Annotated in this window: 16 protein-coding genes; 9 read left to right on the top strand and 7 right to left on the bottom strand. The window is 40.2% G+C overall.

Annotation, left to right across the window (positions count from 1 at the left end; genetic code table 11):
* Positions 1-16 precede the first annotated feature (16 nt).
* From mnmE to HMPREF1477_RS06275, 7 genes are all read right to left on the bottom strand, one after another.
* Positions 17-1,402 (bottom strand): tRNA uridine-5-carboxymethylaminomethyl(34) synthesis GTPase MnmE, encoded by a 1,386-nt coding sequence (mnmE, locus tag HMPREF1477_RS06300; RefSeq protein ID WP_016476254.1) that lies wholly within the window; start codon positions 1,400-1,402, stop codon positions 17-19.
* A 238-nt stretch (positions 1,403-1,640) separates the two neighbouring features.
* A complete protein-coding gene (jag, locus tag HMPREF1477_RS06295; RefSeq protein ID WP_016476253.1) occupies positions 1,641-2,426 on the bottom strand; it encodes an RNA-binding cell elongation regulator Jag/EloR in 786 nt (261 codons plus the stop codon).
* A gap of 8 nt (positions 2,427-2,434) precedes the next feature.
* A complete protein-coding gene (locus HMPREF1477_RS06290) occupies positions 2,435-3,091 on the bottom strand; it encodes a YidC/Oxa1 family membrane protein insertase (RefSeq protein WP_005375962.1) in 657 nt (218 codons plus the stop codon).
* 172 nt (positions 3,092-3,263) lie between these two features.
* Positions 3,264-3,518, bottom strand: a complete 255-nt coding sequence (yidD, locus tag HMPREF1477_RS09605; RefSeq protein WP_083939099.1) for a membrane protein insertion efficiency factor YidD — start codon at positions 3,516-3,518, stop codon at positions 3,264-3,266.
* Positions 3,519-3,639: 121 nt separating this feature from the next.
* Complete coding sequence (gene rnpA, locus HMPREF1477_RS06285; protein ID WP_005375872.1) at positions 3,640-3,987, bottom strand: ribonuclease P protein component; 348 nt, start codon at positions 3,985-3,987, stop codon at positions 3,640-3,642.
* A 79-nt stretch (positions 3,988-4,066) separates the two neighbouring features.
* Positions 4,067-4,201 (bottom strand): 50S ribosomal protein L34, encoded by a 135-nt coding sequence (rpmH, locus tag HMPREF1477_RS06280; protein ID WP_004692946.1) that lies wholly within the window; start codon positions 4,199-4,201, stop codon positions 4,067-4,069.
* A 142-nt stretch (positions 4,202-4,343) separates the two neighbouring features.
* Positions 4,344-5,273: an IS481 family transposase gene (locus HMPREF1477_RS06275; RefSeq protein ID WP_016475598.1), complete on the bottom strand. Its 930-nt coding sequence runs from the start codon at positions 5,271-5,273 to the stop codon at positions 4,344-4,346.
* Positions 5,274-6,395: 1,122 nt separating this feature from the next.
* Here HMPREF1477_RS06275 and dnaA point away from each other — a divergent pair.
* From dnaA to HMPREF1477_RS06230, 9 genes are all read left to right on the top strand, one after another.
* A complete protein-coding gene (gene dnaA, locus HMPREF1477_RS06270) occupies positions 6,396-8,015 on the top strand; it encodes a chromosomal replication initiator protein DnaA (protein ID WP_016476252.1) in 1,620 nt (539 codons plus the stop codon).
* Positions 8,016-8,319: 304 nt separating this feature from the next.
* Positions 8,320-9,441 carry a DNA polymerase III subunit beta gene (gene dnaN, locus HMPREF1477_RS06265; protein WP_016476251.1) on the top strand — a complete coding sequence of 374 codons (1,122 nt, stop codon included), beginning with the start codon at positions 8,320-8,322 and terminating at the stop codon, positions 9,439-9,441.
* Positions 9,442-9,645: 204 nt separating this feature from the next.
* Positions 9,646-9,876, top strand: a complete 231-nt coding sequence (locus tag HMPREF1477_RS06260; protein WP_005379450.1) for an RNA-binding S4 domain-containing protein — start codon at positions 9,646-9,648, stop codon at positions 9,874-9,876.
* Positions 9,877-9,879: 3 nt separating this feature from the next.
* Positions 9,880-10,980 (top strand): DNA replication/repair protein RecF, encoded by a 1,101-nt coding sequence (recF, locus tag HMPREF1477_RS06255; RefSeq protein ID WP_016476250.1) that lies wholly within the window; start codon positions 9,880-9,882, stop codon positions 10,978-10,980.
* On the top strand, positions 10,967-11,866 hold the full coding sequence (locus HMPREF1477_RS06250) for a DUF721 domain-containing protein (protein WP_016476249.1): 900 nt from the start codon (positions 10,967-10,969) through the stop codon (positions 11,864-11,866). The genes recF and HMPREF1477_RS06250 overlap by 14 nt, the downstream gene beginning before the upstream one ends.
* Before the next feature lie 161 nt (positions 11,867-12,027).
* Positions 12,028-12,279 carry an extracellular matrix regulator RemB gene (gene remB / locus HMPREF1477_RS06245; protein ID WP_016476248.1) on the top strand — a complete coding sequence of 84 codons (252 nt, stop codon included), beginning with the start codon at positions 12,028-12,030 and terminating at the stop codon, positions 12,277-12,279.
* 109 nt (positions 12,280-12,388) lie between these two features.
* The gene (gene gyrB, locus HMPREF1477_RS06240; protein ID WP_016476247.1) at positions 12,389-14,290 is read left to right on the top strand and encodes a DNA topoisomerase (ATP-hydrolyzing) subunit B; all 1,902 of its coding nucleotides are present in this window, start codon (positions 12,389-12,391) and stop codon (positions 14,288-14,290) included.
* Between the two features lie 10 nt (positions 14,291-14,300).
* The gene (locus HMPREF1477_RS06235) at positions 14,301-15,782 is read left to right on the top strand and encodes an amino acid permease (RefSeq protein ID WP_005380313.1); all 1,482 of its coding nucleotides are present in this window, start codon (positions 14,301-14,303) and stop codon (positions 15,780-15,782) included.
* Between the two features lie 175 nt (positions 15,783-15,957).
* Complete coding sequence (locus HMPREF1477_RS06230; RefSeq protein ID WP_016476246.1) at positions 15,958-16,275, top strand: YbjQ family protein; 318 nt, start codon at positions 15,958-15,960, stop codon at positions 16,273-16,275.
* Positions 16,276-16,882: the final 607 nt, after the last annotated feature.

The raw sequence follows: 16,882 nt of genomic DNA, 5'->3' as shown, positions 1-16,882 counted from the left end.
AAGTCCTCATTTGCCATTATTTCCCTAGACAAAAACGACTAAATAGTTCGTCGATCATATTTTCACGGATGGTGTCGCCCGTGATGTCGCCTAGTAGTTCCCAGGCGCTGCGCAAATCGGTAGCGACAAAGTCCACCGGCATGCCCATATCGATGGAGGAGAGGGCTTGTTCTACCTGAGCCTTTGCTTGTTCCATGAGACTAATATGGCGTACGTTACTAATCATGGCACTGTTGTCTTGTTTTACGCGACCGCCATAGACGAGTTCTTGCACCCATTTGGAGAGAACTGCAGATCCTTCGCCGTCTTTGGCACTGATGCGTTCGATAGCTGTAAATGTGCCGTGTTCTTTAATAGTTTCGTCTGTAACGACTTGTGCCACATCGGACTTATTGAGGAGTACGATGGTATTCAAACCGCTCACAGAGGTCAAAATTTCGATTTCTTCAGGGGTCAATGGGGTAGACCCATCGATAACGCAGAGCACGATATCTGCTTTGTTGATATAATCGCGAGCACGCTCCACACCGAGGGCTTCTACCGTATCTTGTGTGTCTCGAATACCTGCCGTATCGATGAGGCGCAATGAAATGCCTTCTACAGTCATATATTCTTCAATACTATCCCGCGTCGTCCCCGGAATATCCGTTACAATAGCGCGGTTTTCGCGCAAGAGAGCGTTCATAAGGCTCGATTTACCTGCATTTGGACGGCCTACAATAACCGTCGTAATACCGTCGCGAATAAGACGACCTGTGTTCGCTGTAGACAAGAGTTCATCCATAGCTTTCAAAATAGGCTCTAACTGTTCACGAACCTCTTGGCTCGTTACATCCTCGATATCCTCTTCTGGATAATCGATAGTTACCTCTAAATGAGCAATCATGGCGATGAGCTGTTCACGCACATCTTTTATAAAGGACGAAACTGTGCCGTCCAGCTGCGATACAGCGAGAGAAAGGGAGTCCTCTGTTTTTGCTTCAATAATATCAATGATCGCCTCCGCTTGGGTGAGGTCGATACGTCCGTTCATAAAGGCGCGCTTCGTAAATTCGCCGGCCTCTGCCATGCGCACATCGTGATTGACGAGCAATTTTAGAATTTGTCGAACCGGCACAATACCGCCATGACACTGAATTTCTACCACGTCTTCTGCAGTATAAGAATGAGGGCCCTTCATTAATAACACAAGAACCTCGTCGATGGTCTTGTTCGTCGCTGGATCTACTATAGTCCCGTATTGAATCGTTCTATTTTGGCGGTCCATCAACGGAACCGTGCCAGCGCTCTTGAACAGGCTATTTACAATAGGAAAACTATCCTTGCCGCTGACCCGAATAATACCAACCCCGCCGATGCCGGGCGGCGTCGCAATGGCCGCTATTGTATCATCTATATACATAAAAATCTCCGTACTTCGAATATCTTTAATTTCTTCGCCTGTGAAAGTTAAACTAAACCAATCTTACCCATGCGAAGATTACCTTAAGTTAGCTTTCACCATAACTTATCGTATTACATATAAATAAAATGGTGGTGGCGGTGGCATTCTGAAACCGACTTTGGCCCTGCGGAGGCCGCAGGCCGGAGTCAGACCCGGCCGGTGGAGGTTATCAGAATGCTATCGCCACCAAACACTTTTATTTTTTGTAAGAAATCACAATGTGACGGAATGGTTCATCACCAGCGGATTCTGTGACGATGTGTTTATCATCATGCAACGCCGTATGAATGATTTTGCGTTCAAATGCATTCATAGGTTCTAAAGAAACCTTTTGACGGTTACGTTTTACCTTAGCTGCAAGGCGTTTTGCAAGATTGATCAACGTTTCTTCACGACGAGCACGGTAATTTTCCACATCCACCACGATGTGACAATGGCCAGACACCTCTTTGTGAGCCACCAAATTCGTTAAATATTGGATAGCATCAAGGGTTTGACCGTGTTTACCAATCAAGATACCAAGGTCTTCACCATGTACTTGGAACGTGATTTTATCACTGGTAAACATCTTTTCAATCATCACGATAAGGCCCATTTGAGCAAACATCTTTTCAAGGAATTCCTTACCTTTTTCAGCGATGATTTGTTGTGTTTCTTTTGAAAGCTCTTGTTTAGCTTTCACAGATACCGGTGAATCATCAACAGATTCAGCCACATCGCGTTCATCAGTCGCAACAGGCACATCCGACACAGCATCAGAAGTCTCAGCGATGACTTCTTTTTCTTCTTCCGTAGCCGCAGCTGCTACCATTGTATAGAACAAACGAACCACAGCTGGTTTACGTCCAATACCTAAAAAACCATTAGAAGGTTGTTCAATAACCTTTGTTTCTACCAATTCACGGCCATCTATAGAAAGTTCTGCAACCCCTTTAGCGATGGCATCTTCAATCGTTTTAGCAGATACATCGATAAATTCCATAGTGCCTCCTATTTATTAGCTTCTAAGCCTTTGTAAATGAAATGTTGTTGCACCAATTGGAACACATTGGATACAATCCAGTAAATAACAAGACCAGATGGGAAGTTCAAGGAAATGTAACCGATGAACAATGGCATAAAGATTTGCATAATCTTTTGTTGTTGTGCAGCGGCACCACTAGCACCCATACCAGTTTGTCGGGACATAAGCCATGTGGACAAAGCACTCAATACTGGCAAAATGTAGTATGGATCTGCTTCGCCAAGGCTAGGAAGCCATAAGAAATGTTCGAATTCAGGATTGTAAGGATATCCTTGCAATGCGTAGAAAATAGCAATCAAGAACGGCATTTGCACCAATAAAGGCAAGCAGCCAGCCAATGGGTTTACGCCCATTTCTTTGTACATAGCGCCCATCTCAGCTTGTAAACGTTGAGGGTCGTTTTTGTATTTTTCTTGAAGCTCTTTCATGCGAGGTTGTAACTCTTGCATTGCTTTCATAGATTTAATTTGTTTTACTGTCAACGGCGCTAAAATCGCTTTAATAATGACAGTAATGATGATAATAGCCACCCCATAGCTTGGGAAGCCGACCATGTCAGTGAAGTTGAAAGCATATGTCACAAGTGTGCGCATAAATTCAACTAAATAGTTAAAAATTTCCATTGTTTCTCCTTCGAGTGCAGGTCGAAATTGGATTCCTTCGCGCATCCATATATCGTTATGGTATGGTCTAAATTTCATCCATACAGATGCTCAGGTATTTCCAAAACTGTGCTCGCTTAAACTAATGTCAATTGTGAAAGTTGTACTAGTCTTATCTTTCACCAATACCAAATTAAGGAACGGGATCATACCCGCCCTTGTGGAATGGATGACAACGCAAAATACGTTTTAGCCCAAGCCAGCTACCTTTCAAAGGACCATATTTTTCAATGGCCTGCAGAGTATATGCGGAACAAGTGGGATAATATCGGCAACATCCCGGTTTGAGAGGGGAAATGGCAATCTGATAGAAGCGAATAACGAGCCATAAAACAAAGGTAACCCCTCGTTTTATACAATTTAATACAGTTATACATGTATCTTTCATAGAATTCACCATGATTGGATTAGCGTATGTATCTAAGACATTTCCACCAAATCCATATACCTCATAATACGCGAATAGGACCAAAGCATAGCGCTGTCCATGCTTGTGGTCCTATATAGGATTATACTAAGAGCTTGCTTTTACGCAATAAGTACAGTATTTCCTTTTCCGCTCGTTCATAGGTTGCGTCCTTCAGAGGGCCACGTCCAACGATAACAATATGATATCCTTCGCGAATTTGATGCTGATTGAGGCGATACACCTCTTTCATAAGGCGACGTGCTCGATTGCGTTCAACCGCACAACCCACCTTTTTACCCGTCACAAATCCGATGCGAGTCTTTTGCTTCGCTACAGGCATACGATATAACACACATAGGCGTCCTACCTCGTACTTACCATGCTTATACACAAGGCGATATTCATTATTGTTTATAATACGTCTCGTTTTATCTAAGCGGTAATCCATTGTATCGTCCGAGTCCTATAGAATAGAAAAACTTGGCAAGAGCGCCAAGTTTTCTGAAAGCTCTTGCTGAGCCATTATATTATGCAGATAAGCGTTTTCTGCCTTTAGCACGTCTTCTTTTTAATACGAGACGGCCACCGATAGTTTTCATGCGTTCACGGAAACCATGGGTACGTTTTCTCCAAAGAGTATTTGGTTGATATGTACGTTTCATTAGTAAAACACCTCCTCGTTATATATTTGTTTTACTTATACCATAACAGGGTAATTATAGAGGGAAAACGCAAATCTGTCAATAAAAAACAGGGTTTTCTATATATATTTATCTAGAGTAATCAAACATTTGTGACAAATACTTATGCCTTTTGATTCATAAAGTACTCTGTTATAACTTGGTTTGGTGATTTAAAGTTTAAGACTTTTTGTGCAATGTTATTATATCTATTAGCATATCGACTATGTGCTTTTAGAAAACTCTCCATACTATTAAACTTACGAGAATAAAATCTTTCACTATCAATTCGATGACTGCGCTCTACCTTTCCATTCTGCCACGGAGAAAATGGTCTTGTCGTTTTATGCTCTATTCCTAATCTTTTTAATACAATATCAAATAAACACTCTCGATCTTTTACTCCATAGTTTGTAAATTCACGACCATTATCTGTTTGTATTGTATGAATAGGAAATCCCATTTTGGCTTCTAAATTTAATAAGAAGCGACTTGTATTAGTAACACTTTTTTCATCTATAATTTTTAGAATTCTCTTTCTAGAAAACTCATCAATAGCTGTAAGTTGATAGTAAGATTTTCCTTGTGTTGAAAAGGCTAAACTCTCGCGAGGTACGTATTTTATATCAATCTGAACCTTTTCTCCTGGATATGTTATTATATCCGGTTTCCACTTGCTTTTAGGAACAGATTTAACAACCTTTTTCTCTTTAATATGACACCTGATTTGTCGGCACATAGAGCCATATGAGCGTTTATAACCACGCTTTTTTGCCTCAACATATACTTGAGACAGCCCTTCATGTTTAAACTTAGAATGCATACGCTTGATAAGTGCTAGTTCTTCCTCAGTGTGTTGATTAGGATGAGAATGTGGTTTACGACTATACAATCGAAGTGAATCAATAGTCCCGTCGAAACGCTTCACCCAACGTTGTACTTGTTGTCTACTAGTATGATAGCGACGTGCAGCTTCAGCATTATTTCCATACTTTATAGCATATTCACATACTCGTTTACGAAATCTTAATTCTTCAGTTATAATAGAATGCATGAGAAGGAACTCCTTTTGTTGTAATGTTTGGATTAAGCAACTTCATTATAACAGAGTTCCTTCTCATTTTTTATTCACTTGTCACAAATGTATTATACTCTTACAAAACAGGGTTTTCTATATATATTTATATAAAAAAGATATGGTGTTTCGATTAAAATCTACAAATGTAATTTGTTTGCCAGTAATATTACTACATTTAAGTAATGATGGCTGCCTAATATTTTCTCGCTCCACCGGCCGGGTCTGACTCCGGCCTACGGCCTCCGCAGGGCCAAAGTCGCTGCAAAAATATTAGGCAGCCATCATTAAACAATATTCATAAATTAGCCAAACAAATTACACCATTCACATCTTATCAAGACACCATATCTTTTTTATCTGAACCTTATAGATCAACTCCTGTTTTTTATTGAAACAGATTGCGCGCACCCTCCCTTAGCGGGGAAGACAGAATCTACTATTTTAGAGCAACACACATACACCTCTTTTGAAATAGAACAGGCCTGTTCTATTTTTTGGAACATCCTATACACATACCTTTTTTGAATTAGTACACGCCTGTTCTATTTTTCGGAATACCCTATACACATACCTATTTTGAATTAGTACACGCCTGTTCTATTTTTCAGAACACTCTATACACATACCTATTTTGAATTAGTACACGCCTGTTCTATTTTCCGGAATACCCTACTTATGTCCCTGCGAAGCCCGAATGGCGAAGACAGACCCGGCCGGTGGAGTAAAAAAATGATGACCTTACCGACCTACGCAAAAATACGAAAATAAACAAATTCCATAAAAGTTATCCACAGATTGAATGACAATCTTCCTCATTTTTGGTACAATCATAATTGAAATTGGTAAAAAATATATATTTTTATAAGTTTTTTTCGGATAGTTTAGAAAAGTTATCCACAATTTTTCTCTTTTAACCTGTGAATAGTATAAACTCAGTATTTATAAGGTTGGAAGGGAATTTTATTTTCTCTTATTCACAAGTTGTGCACAGGTTATTCACAGGCATTTGTGGTTTTTCCACAGTTTTAGAATAAGTTATGCACATAATAACGAAAGTTATACACATTTTTAGTAAAAGTTATACACAAGAGGAACAAAATGCAAGCAGCTGATATTAATGATATATGGGAACGTATATTACAAGTAGCAAAACAAACACTGCCGCCTGCGATTTATTCAAGTTTGAGTACTTCTCTCATACCGATGAGTATAGATAATAATTCTATACACATTGGGGTTATGCAGAGTTTTATAAAAAGTGTCATCGAATCTCAGCAAACGGTCAGTAAGTTGTTAACAGATGCCATCAAGCAAGTGACAGGCAAAGAATTAAATATGGTTTTATTGGATTTGTTTCCACAAAAGGATGATGTTCCAACAGCACCGCATGTAGCAGATACTTTCACAGAGAATACTGCAGAAAATACTAGTACGAACACTATAGAAAATACGGTGGTAAGTGACGCGGACAACATCGATAAAAAATCCTCTAAACCTACAAAGCAGGAGGTTCCATATCAAGAGGAATTTTACACACCGGTGTACGCAGATCCTGTGTATATCCAGCGTAAAGAGGTGGACGAGTTAATTCCAGATGAACCGATGTTTCCTGTAGATCAGCCACAAATGGTGCAAACGTTGCAATCTACGGATATTCCTATCGATTTGTCATCGTCTCAGCTCAACAGTGGGTATCGATTTGATAATTACATTACAGGCAATGCGAACCGCATTCCGTTTGGAGCAGCCCAAAATGTGTCGGAGCATCCTGGTGGTGATTATAATCCGCTCTTTATCTACGGTCCATCGGGCCTCGGTAAAACGCATTTGATGCACGCCATCGGTAATGCCATCGTTGAAAGATATCCTAATCTCAAGGTGATGTGCACAACGAGCGAAAAGTTCATGAATTTATTCATCGAATCCATACGCAAGCGGCAAGGAGAGTTGTTCCGCAATACGTTCCGCAACATCGACGTATTGCTCATCGATGATATTCAGTTCTTGGAAAATAAAGAGGGCACGAAAACAGAGTTTTTCAACACCTTCAATGAATTATTGGACAATAACAAGCAAATCGTCCTCACCAGCGATACCATGCCAAACGACATGGATCAATTCGAAGAGCGCTTGCGTTCTAGATTCCAAGCGGGCTATGTGGCGACCATGGAAAATCCAGATTTGGAAACGCGTATCGCCATTTTGAAAGCCCTCGTTGAAAAGGAAAACAACAAGAATCGTAATCTCGTTATCGACAACGATGCCATCAACTACGTGGCGTTGCAATTCGATGAAAACATTCGCGTACTACAAGGGGCTTTCAATAAACTCATCGGTACTGCATCCTTAGAACAACGGACCAGCAGCATCGATTTGGAGTACACGAAAAAAACATTATCCGATATCATCACGACGGAACGGGTAACACTTATCGACATCGAGTCCATTCAAGACTTTATCAGTACCTATTTTAATATTAAGAAACAAGATTTGTTAGGCAAGAAACGGAAGGCTCAGTTCGCATTTCCACGGCAAATTGCCATGTATTTGTGCCGCGATGTGATTAATGAAAGCTACCCACAAATCGCAGCGGCTTTTTCCAGAGATCATACGACGATTTTGCATGCATACGATAAGATCAGCAAAGAAATCGACAAGAATCCGGAAACAAAACAAATTATCCTAGACATCAAATCAAAGCTTTCATCACTCAACTAAAACGAGTGTGGATAACTCTGTGGATATGTTGTGTATAAATCTGTGGATATTGAGGAATTTAATATTTTCTGTGATTATGTGGATAACCTAAAACAAGGTATACACATACTTATCCACAACTGTGGAAACGCATGAAATCTAGAAAACTTTCACATGTACACACATTCACAGCGCCTACTACAAATACTACTAAACTAACAAACAAATCAAAAACATATTAGAAAACCGATCTATCGTTGATTATCTATAGAGGACCAACGAAAATCGCACAACGAATATTACAAACAAGGAGAGTATTTACGTTATGAACATCAAATTCCCTAAGGCCAATCTCCAAAAAGCCATTAACGTTCTACAAAAAGTATCACAAAATAAAACAAGTTCAAATCTACCAGGTTCCATTTATATAACAACAAAAAACAATCAAGTGGAACTACAAGGCAACGATTTTGAATTAGGCATTAAATTAACAATCGACGCAGATATCTTAGAACCAGGTACATTAGTGGTTGCTTCTCGTTATTTCCAAGAATTAATCCGCAAATTACCAGGCGAAACGATTCAATTGAGCAAACCTGAGGATGGCAATACGCTAAAAATCACATCCGGTTCCTCTGAATTTAATTTAGTAACCTTGCATCCAGATGATTTCTCATTGGTAGAACAAATTCATGACCAAGATTATGTCAATATCGATAGTCAAGCTATGAAAGAACTCATCGACCTTACGAACTATGCAGCAGCAAGCGACGATGATCGCCCTGTATTTGCTGGTGCTTTGCTGGAAATCAAAGATGCAAACGACAAAGAAGTGACTATGGTTGCTACTGATACTCATCGCATGGCTGTTAAAAAGGTAACCATCGATGAACCTGCCACATCCCCTATGCGCGTTATCATTCCAACAAAGGCTTTGGCAGAAGTATCTCGTTTATTGCCAACCGATAATCCTTCTATTATTAAAATCATTTGGAACCGCACACAAATCGTATTCATGTTCGAATCCATCTACATTATTTCCCGCTTAATCGAAGGCACGTACCCAGAATATGAAAAGGTAATTCCTGCTCAATTCGATTCTAGTGCCGTTGTAGATCGCAAGGAATTTGCCGGTGCTGTTGATCGCGTATCCTTGTTAGCAAAAGATATGAGTTACAACGTTATTCGCTATGATTGGTCCGAAGAACAAGTGACTTTGTCCAGCCAAAATGCTGAAATTGGTATGGCGAAGGAAGAAATTCCTGTGGAATTTAAGGGCACACCGTTTACGATTTCCTTTAATGGTCGTTATATTTCCGATATTTTGCGTCATAGCACAGGCGATAACATACACATGTATTTAAAACAAAATGGTCCTGTTGTGATTCGCCAAGATAATAATCCGAACTATACCTATGTAGTAACACCTGTTCGTACAAATTCTTAATTGTTAGATATGGTAATATATTCTCATATTTGTGAAAGCTATTTCTAATACTGCTTTTTATATTGAGAATTAATTATGTATTATATATAAATAATTGCATATTTATATGCATAAAAATTCATATTATCAAGTATATAATGATGAGTTTTAGTCATGATTATATACTTGGTATATCCTGTAATTTGTCCACCATAGGAGGACGTTATGAAACAACAACCTGTACCAATCCATACGGAGTATATTCAAATCGATCAATTGCTTAAATTAGAAGGCGTCATTGAAACAGGGGGACAAGTAAAAGGTCTCATCGATGATCAAGTGCTGACATTAAATGGCACCATCGTTACAGAAAAACGCAAAAAATGTCGCGTTGGCGATGTGATTGGTGTAGAAGGTCTCGATGTGGAATTCATCGTTACCAAAGAGGAGGCATAATCGGTGAGAATTAACTCACTGCAATTGTTCCAATTTCGCAACTATAAGGATTTAACCCTTGATTTGCAGCCTGAAATCATCGTCTTGTACGGTACCAATGGGGCTGGTAAAACCAATATTTTAGAGGCTATTTACGTCGGTACCATTGGTAAAAGCCACCGCACAAATGATACGTCGGATATGCTTTTATTTAACGCTAATGAAGCGGGCATTGTGGTGAACTTTGAGAAAAAGGAGACACCACAAAAGGTTAATATCAAGCTATTTCGACAAGGTCCTAAGGATATCCGCTTAAATGATACTAAGATTTCGCAAAAGGAATTGATTGGTACTTTAAATACGGTCATCTTCTGCCCAGAGGATTTACAGCTCATCAAGGGCAGTCCATCGGGTCGTCGCAGATTTTTAGATATGGAAATATCCCAAACGAGCGCTACTTATTATCATCAATTATTGCAATATAATCGTTTATTGCAACAACGGAATACATTATTGAAGGAATATCGCGGTAAACAGAATATTCCTCTTGCTGAATGGGATGTACAACTGGCGGATATGGCGGCTTTCATCGTAAAAAAACGGATGGAAAGTTTAAAGAAAATCAATTTGCTTATCGATTTGATGAATCGTAAATTGACGGGAGGACTAGAAAATCTCACCATAGGCTATGAACAACCATATGGGGAAGAGGGTCATATGGTGTACACGAAGGAGGCCTTTTACGATTTACTACATGATGCATTGCCTCAAGATCGTCATCGCATGACGACAAGCGTAGGTCCTCATCGCGATGATTTACGATTCTTTTCCGATGCTATCGATTTAAAAAAATTTGGATCCCAAGGGCAACAGCGGACGGCTGTACTTTCACTAAAACTGAGCGAATTAGAATTCATTAAATCCGAAGTAGGCGAATATCCCGTATTGCTCTTAGACGATGTGTTGAGCGAGCTCGACGAGGCGAGACGGAACAATTTGTTGCAGTTCATTCATAAACGCATTCAAACCGTCATTACCACGACGGATATACATGATTTTGAAAACATGCAAGGTGTTCAATTTATTCAATGTCAGGAGGGGCACATCCATTATGGAAAGCCTTGAAATGTGCTTACCTGGTGGCCTACATGAATTAGGTTTACTGGAACAATTTAAACTGAATACACTCATTCATCATTGGCGTGATGTGGTGGGCCCCATTTATGCTGGTCATACGCGCATTATCGACATCAAACCTCCGAAAATTGTGCTCAGCGCGGATAATTCGCAGTGGATGCAAGAGGTTAAGATGAACCAAAAACGCATCCTCAAGGCCATTAATGACTATTACAAAAGTGATATCATCACTGAAATGGGCCTTATTATGCATCGGCAGAGCTATGTGAAAGAAACGGTGAATACTGAAATTTTGAAAATAGACATGCCCGACATCGATGGCTATATCGACATGTCGAAAATCGTATTGTCCAATGATGATATGAAATCTATTGATGCTATGGTTGAAAGCTTAGCAGAAGATACATTAAAAGAACCGTTTCGAAAGGTGCTCATTAGCAGCCGCAAAAAGGAAGTCTATTTGCTAGAACACGGCTATCATCGATGCGAGCGTTGTCATACGTTGATGAGCAGGAAAACAAAATATTGTGTGTCCTGCGAATATGAAATGCATCGCAATCATATTAATGATATAAAAACACAAATTAGACGACATCCGTACATAAAATATAGCGAAGCTCAACAATACATCAAATGTACCTTTAAAGACTTTTCCATAGCCATGCGAGAATTGATTTATTTTTATTTAGATAAGGTCTACCACGGATCTACAAGCCGAAACCATATGTACATGGCCACCATGCTCATCACCCATAAACGGCTTGAAGAACTGACAGACCAGCACGTTATCAACCTGTGTAACAAATACAGATCAAAATTCCTAAGTGAGGAAAAACAAAAAGAGCTAAATATGCTTAGGGGGATATTGGAATAGATGACCATTATTTCTCGCTCCACCGGCCGGGTCTGACTACGCCCTTCGGGCTCCGCAGGGCCAAAGTCGCTGCGAAATTAATGGTCATCTATTCAATAGCAGGACAGAGAAAAATGGAGTTTATTTAGCATTCTTACTTAGATGAAAATAAGAGGAGAAATATGTATCTTCATATTGGCGATAATTTTAGTATCCCTATGAATTCAATTATTACTATGATTCATGCGGAGTCTGGTAAGCATCATAGGACGGGCATTTCGAATTATGATGCAGAGGTTATATATATCGTGCCCGAGGATAAGGTAAAAACGTATATTGTAACAGATGATGGTGTGTATGCATCTGGTATATCACTTAAAACGCTTAAAAAACGGATTGATGAGTTTTATATGCTCTTAAGTAGCAAATTATAGGGCTTTCACGATATAAGCAATCTATAGTATAATAAAGAGATAATCTAGCACCGCAAATGCGTTGTGTATTAGCATATTGCGGTTTATGTCGTTAGGAGGAGTTTGTTTAATGGCTGAAGAAAATTATGGCGCTCAGAATATACAAGTTCTTGAGGGTCTAGACGCGGTCCGTAAACGCCCAGGGATGTACATTGGTAGTACGTCCATTCGCGGTTTGCATCACCTCGTTTATGAAGTAGTAGACAATTCAGTGGACGAAGCGCTCGCAGGGTATGCGACGCATATCGAAGTATCCATTAATGAAGATAATAGTATTACCGTTGTCGATGATGGTCGTGGTATTCCAACAGGAATGCATGAGTCCGGCATGTCTGCGGTAGAGTTGGTTTTAACAAAATTGCATGCTGGCGGTAAATTCGGCGGTGGCGGCTATAAGGTGTCCGGCGGCCTTCACGGTGTAGGTATTTCCGTAGTCAATGCGTTGAGTGAATGGACTAAGGTTCAAGTATCTCAAAATGGCATTATTCAAGAAATCGATTTTTCCCGTGGTCATAAAACATCTGAATTGCATGAAATTGGCAAGGCAGAAGGTACTGGTACGACTGTTATTTTCAAACCAGATTCTGAAATTTTTGAAACGACGGTGTTCAATTTCGATACATTGAAAATTCGTTTACAAGAGTTGGCATTCCTTAACAAGGGCCTTCGTATTACATTGAGCGATTTGCGTCAAGAGGAACCTCGCATTGAAAGCTTCCATTACGAAGGTGGTTTAAGTTCTTTCATCGCATTCTTGAACGAAAACAAGGAAGTTGTTAACCCAACTGTTATTGACATCGAAAATACAAAGGATGACGTTGTGGTAGACGTGGCGTTGCAATACAATGATAGTTACAGCGAAAACTTGTTGTCCTTCGTAAACAACATCAACACTGTTGACGGCGGTACCCATTTATCCGGTTTCCGTGCTGCCTTGACGCGTACCCTCAATGATTATGGCCGTAAATCCGGTTTAATCAAGGAAAATGAAAGCAATCTTTCCGGCGAGGACGTTCGTGAAGGTTTGACAGCGGTTGTGTCTGTGAAAGTATTAGAACCTCAGTTCGAAGGTCAAACTAAAACGAAACTTGGCAATAGCGAAGTTAAAGGTATTACCGATGTTATCGTATCTGAAGGTCTTAAAACATTTTTTGAAGAACATCCACAAGATGCGAAGAAAATCATCGAAAAAGCAACGATGGCAAGCCGTGCTCGCGAGGCAGCTCGTAAGGCCCGCGATTTGACACGCCGTAAAAATGCGTTGGAAGTATCCAGCCTTCCTGGTAAATTAGCGGATTGCTCCGAAAAAGATACATCTATGACAGAAATTTATTTAGTCGAAGGTGATTCTGCGGGCGGTTCTGCAAAACAAGGTCGCGACCGTCGTTACCAAGCGATTTTACCATTGCGTGGTAAAATTCTTAACGTAGAAAAGGCACGTCTTGATAAGATTTTAGCGAATAACGAAATTCGTTCCATGATTACCGCATTTGGTACAGGCATTGGCGATGAATTCGATATTACAAAATCCCGTTATAACAAGATTATCATCATGACAGATGCGGACGTTGATGGTGCTCATATCCGTACATTGCTTCTCACATTCTTCTACCGTTATATGAAACCATTAGTAGAAGAAGGCCATATCTACATCGCACAACCACCTTTATACCAAATTAAAAAAGGCAAATCTCATTGGTATGTGTACTCTGATGCAGAACTTACAGCTAAGCTTGATGAAGTAGGCCGTGATGGTATTACAATTCAACGTTACAAAGGTTTAGGTGAAATGAATCCTGAACAATTATGGGAAACAACAATGAACCCTGAAAATCGTACGATTTTACAAGTTAGCTTAGAGGATTCTATCGAAGCTGATAAAATCTTTACGGTGCTCATGGGCGACAAGGTTGAACCTCGACGTAAATTTATTGAAGACAACGCAAAATATGTGCGCAATCTAGATTTGTAAGAGGTGACCCATGGCAGATAATCAGAATACTAACGTAGAGTATACTTCTAATACTCAAAAACATTTAAAACGATCCCTCAAAGCGCGTCATATGAATATGATCGCCTTGGGTGGTGCCATCGGTACGGGCTTATTCGTAGCCGGTGGTGAAGTAGTAAGTACGGCTGGTCCTGGTGGTGCGCTTGTGGCCTACGGCCTCATCGGCATCATGGTATATTTCCTCATGACATCCCTTGGGGAAATGGCGACGTACTTGCCGATTCCAGGTTCTTTCGGAACCTATGCAAAACGCTATGTAGACCCTGCCTTTGGCTTTGCCTTAGGTTGGAACTACTGGTTTAACTGGGCTATTACATTGGCTGCCGAAGTATTGGCAGGGGCGCTCATCATGAAATATTGGTTCCCTGACATACCGGCCATCGTTTGGTCCGCATTGTTCCTGTTAATTCTATTTGGGCTTAACTATTTGTCCACTCGTTCCTTTGGTGAAAGCGAGTACGTGTTCTCGTCCATCAAGGTTATTACCGTTTTCGTATTCCTATTCTGTGGCTTTATGCTCATCTTTGGTATCGGCGGTACATCCCCTGGATTTGAGAATTGGACAGTAGGTGAAGCACCATTCGTAGGCGGTTGGGAATCCATCCTTGCTATCTTCATGGTGGCTGGTTTCTCCTTCCAAGGTACTGAGCTTATCGGCGTAGCCGCTGGGGAAGCAGAAGACCCTGAAAAGAACGTGCCAAAAGCGATTAACTCCATCTTCTGGCGCATTCTATTGTTCTATATTGGGGCTTTCATAGTTATCGGTTTCCTCATTCCTTACACTGATCCAAACCTATTGAATTCCAGTGTAGAAAACGTATCCATTTCTCCATTTACACTCGTATTTGACCGTTTTGGATTCGCATTTGCAGCTAGCTTTATCAATGCTATCATCTTAACTGCCGTATTGAGTGCTGGTAACTCTGGCCTCTATTCCTCTACGCGTATGCTTTACGCACTCGCTAAGGAAGGTCAAGCACCACAAATCTTTGCAAAACTCAACAAACGCGGCGTTCCAGTTCCTGCATTGATATTGACTACAGCCATTGGCTTGTTTGCATTCCTTACAAGCTTTATCGGCGAAGGTACAGCGTATACATGGATTGTTAACATCTCCGGCCTTTGCGGTTTCATCGCTTGGGTAGGTATTGCCATTTCCCATTATCGCTTCCGCCGTGCGTTCATTGCACAAGGCAGAGACCTTAAAGAATTGCCTTACAAGGCGTGGTTGTTCCCAGTTGGTCCAATCTTGGCGTTCATCCTATGCGTTATCATCATCTGTGGCCAGAACTACTCCGCTTTCACAGGCGATACCATCGACTGGTACGGCGTATCCGTTGCATATATCGGATTGCCTATCTTCTTCGCTGTTTACCTAGGTTACAAATACATCAACAAAACTAAACTCGTTCCGTTGAAAGAAGTAAATCTAGACCGCGATTTTGACAAATAAAAACGCAATACAATTAGACCTATTCATTATGAAAGTAGTGAATAGGTCTTTTTTTGTACATGCAGTATTAGGTTATTGTTTTTATATGAAAGCTATCATTATGAGATTGTTTTTCTATAAAAGCCTTGCTATAATGAATCAATATATATTGTAGTTAATTAGAGAGGATACAATTATGATTATTACCACAACTATGCATATTGAAAACAAACCTGTACAAGAGTACAAAGGTATCGTATTTGGTGAGGTCGTAGAAGGCCGTAACTTTGTAAAAGATTTCATGTCTGGTATTCGTGACATCGTTGGTGGCCGTAGCGGAAGCTATGAAGATTCCTTAATGAGTGCACGCCAAGCAGCAATCGATGAAATGGCAAAACGAGCTAGCAAAATTGGTGCTAACGCCGTTATTGGCGTATCATTCCAATACAGCACCGTAGGGGCACAAAATGGCATGCTTATGGTGACATGTAATGGGACGGCCGTTGTAGTTTAATCAAAATTAATAGGATAAGTAGTGTCTCCTCACTCCATTGGCTATACGGCCTAAAGGCCTACCCAAAAGTCGTTCGAAAACACTACTTATCCTATTTTGCTTAAAACTTCCACCGGCCGGGTCTGGGTGAGAAGGGCCATAAGTAGGGTGTGAGGCAGCAGAGGAGCAAAGCGACGCATGAGGCCCACACATCACTTAGTCCTGAACGTAAGATTTTATGAAATGAAATCCACAGTGAAGGTAAAGTCGCATAGAAGTCATGCTCAGCTTTTCTTATTAAATATAATAGGCTAAATGAAAAAGTCGTTCGAAAACACTACTTATCCTATTTTGCTTAAATACACCATCGGTAGGTTTAGATGAGAAAAAGGCAGCAGATCACAAAATCTGCTGCCTTTTAGTGTGCAATAATGGGGCTCTTAAAAAATTAGAACAGGCGTGTACTAATTTAAGAAAGGTGTGTATAGTGCTTTTTAGAAATAGAACAGGCGTGTACTAATTTAAGAAAGGTATGTATAGTGCTTTTTAGAAATAGAACAGGCGTGTAGTAATTTAATAAAGGTGTGTATGGTGCTTTTTAGAAATAGAACAGGCGTGTAGTAATTTA

The organism is Veillonella sp. HPA0037 (genome assembly GCF_000411535.1).
GTDB lineage: Bacteria > Bacillota > Negativicutes > Veillonellales > Veillonellaceae > Veillonella > Veillonella atypica.
This window is presented reverse-complemented; position numbering and strand designations above follow the sequence as displayed.

Coding starts and splice junctions, on each gene's coding strand:
- mnmE (WP_016476254.1), bottom strand. CDS start 1,402: ATGTATATAGATGATACAATAGCGGCCATTGCGACGCCGCCCGGCATC.
- jag (WP_016476253.1), bottom strand. CDS start 2,426: ATGGAATTTATCGATGTATCTGCTAAAACGATTGAAGATGCCATCGCT.
- HMPREF1477_RS06290 (WP_005375962.1), bottom strand. CDS start 3,091: ATGGAAATTTTTAACTATTTAGTTGAATTTATGCGCACACTTGTGACA.
- yidD (WP_083939099.1), bottom strand. CDS start 3,518: ATGAAAGATACATGTATAACTGTATTAAATTGTATAAAACGAGGGGTT.
- rnpA (WP_005375872.1), bottom strand. CDS start 3,987: ATGGATTACCGCTTAGATAAAACGAGACGTATTATAAACAATAATGAA.
- rpmH (WP_004692946.1), bottom strand. CDS start 4,201: ATGAAACGTACATATCAACCAAATACTCTTTGGAGAAAACGTACCCAT.
- HMPREF1477_RS06275 (WP_016475598.1), bottom strand. CDS start 5,273: ATGCATTCTATTATAACTGAAGAATTAAGATTTCGTAAACGAGTATGT.
- dnaA (WP_016476252.1), top strand. CDS start 6,396: ATGCAAGCAGCTGATATTAATGATATATGGGAACGTATATTACAAGTA.
- dnaN (WP_016476251.1), top strand. CDS start 8,320: ATGAACATCAAATTCCCTAAGGCCAATCTCCAAAAAGCCATTAACGTT.
- HMPREF1477_RS06260 (WP_005379450.1), top strand. CDS start 9,646: ATGAAACAACAACCTGTACCAATCCATACGGAGTATATTCAAATCGAT.
- HMPREF1477_RS06250 (WP_016476249.1), top strand. CDS start 10,967: ATGGAAAGCCTTGAAATGTGCTTACCTGGTGGCCTACATGAATTAGGT.
- remB (WP_016476248.1), top strand. CDS start 12,028: ATGTATCTTCATATTGGCGATAATTTTAGTATCCCTATGAATTCAATT.
- gyrB (WP_016476247.1), top strand. CDS start 12,389: ATGGCTGAAGAAAATTATGGCGCTCAGAATATACAAGTTCTTGAGGGT.
- HMPREF1477_RS06235 (WP_005380313.1), top strand. CDS start 14,301: ATGGCAGATAATCAGAATACTAACGTAGAGTATACTTCTAATACTCAA.
- HMPREF1477_RS06230 (WP_016476246.1), top strand. CDS start 15,958: ATGATTATTACCACAACTATGCATATTGAAAACAAACCTGTACAAGAG.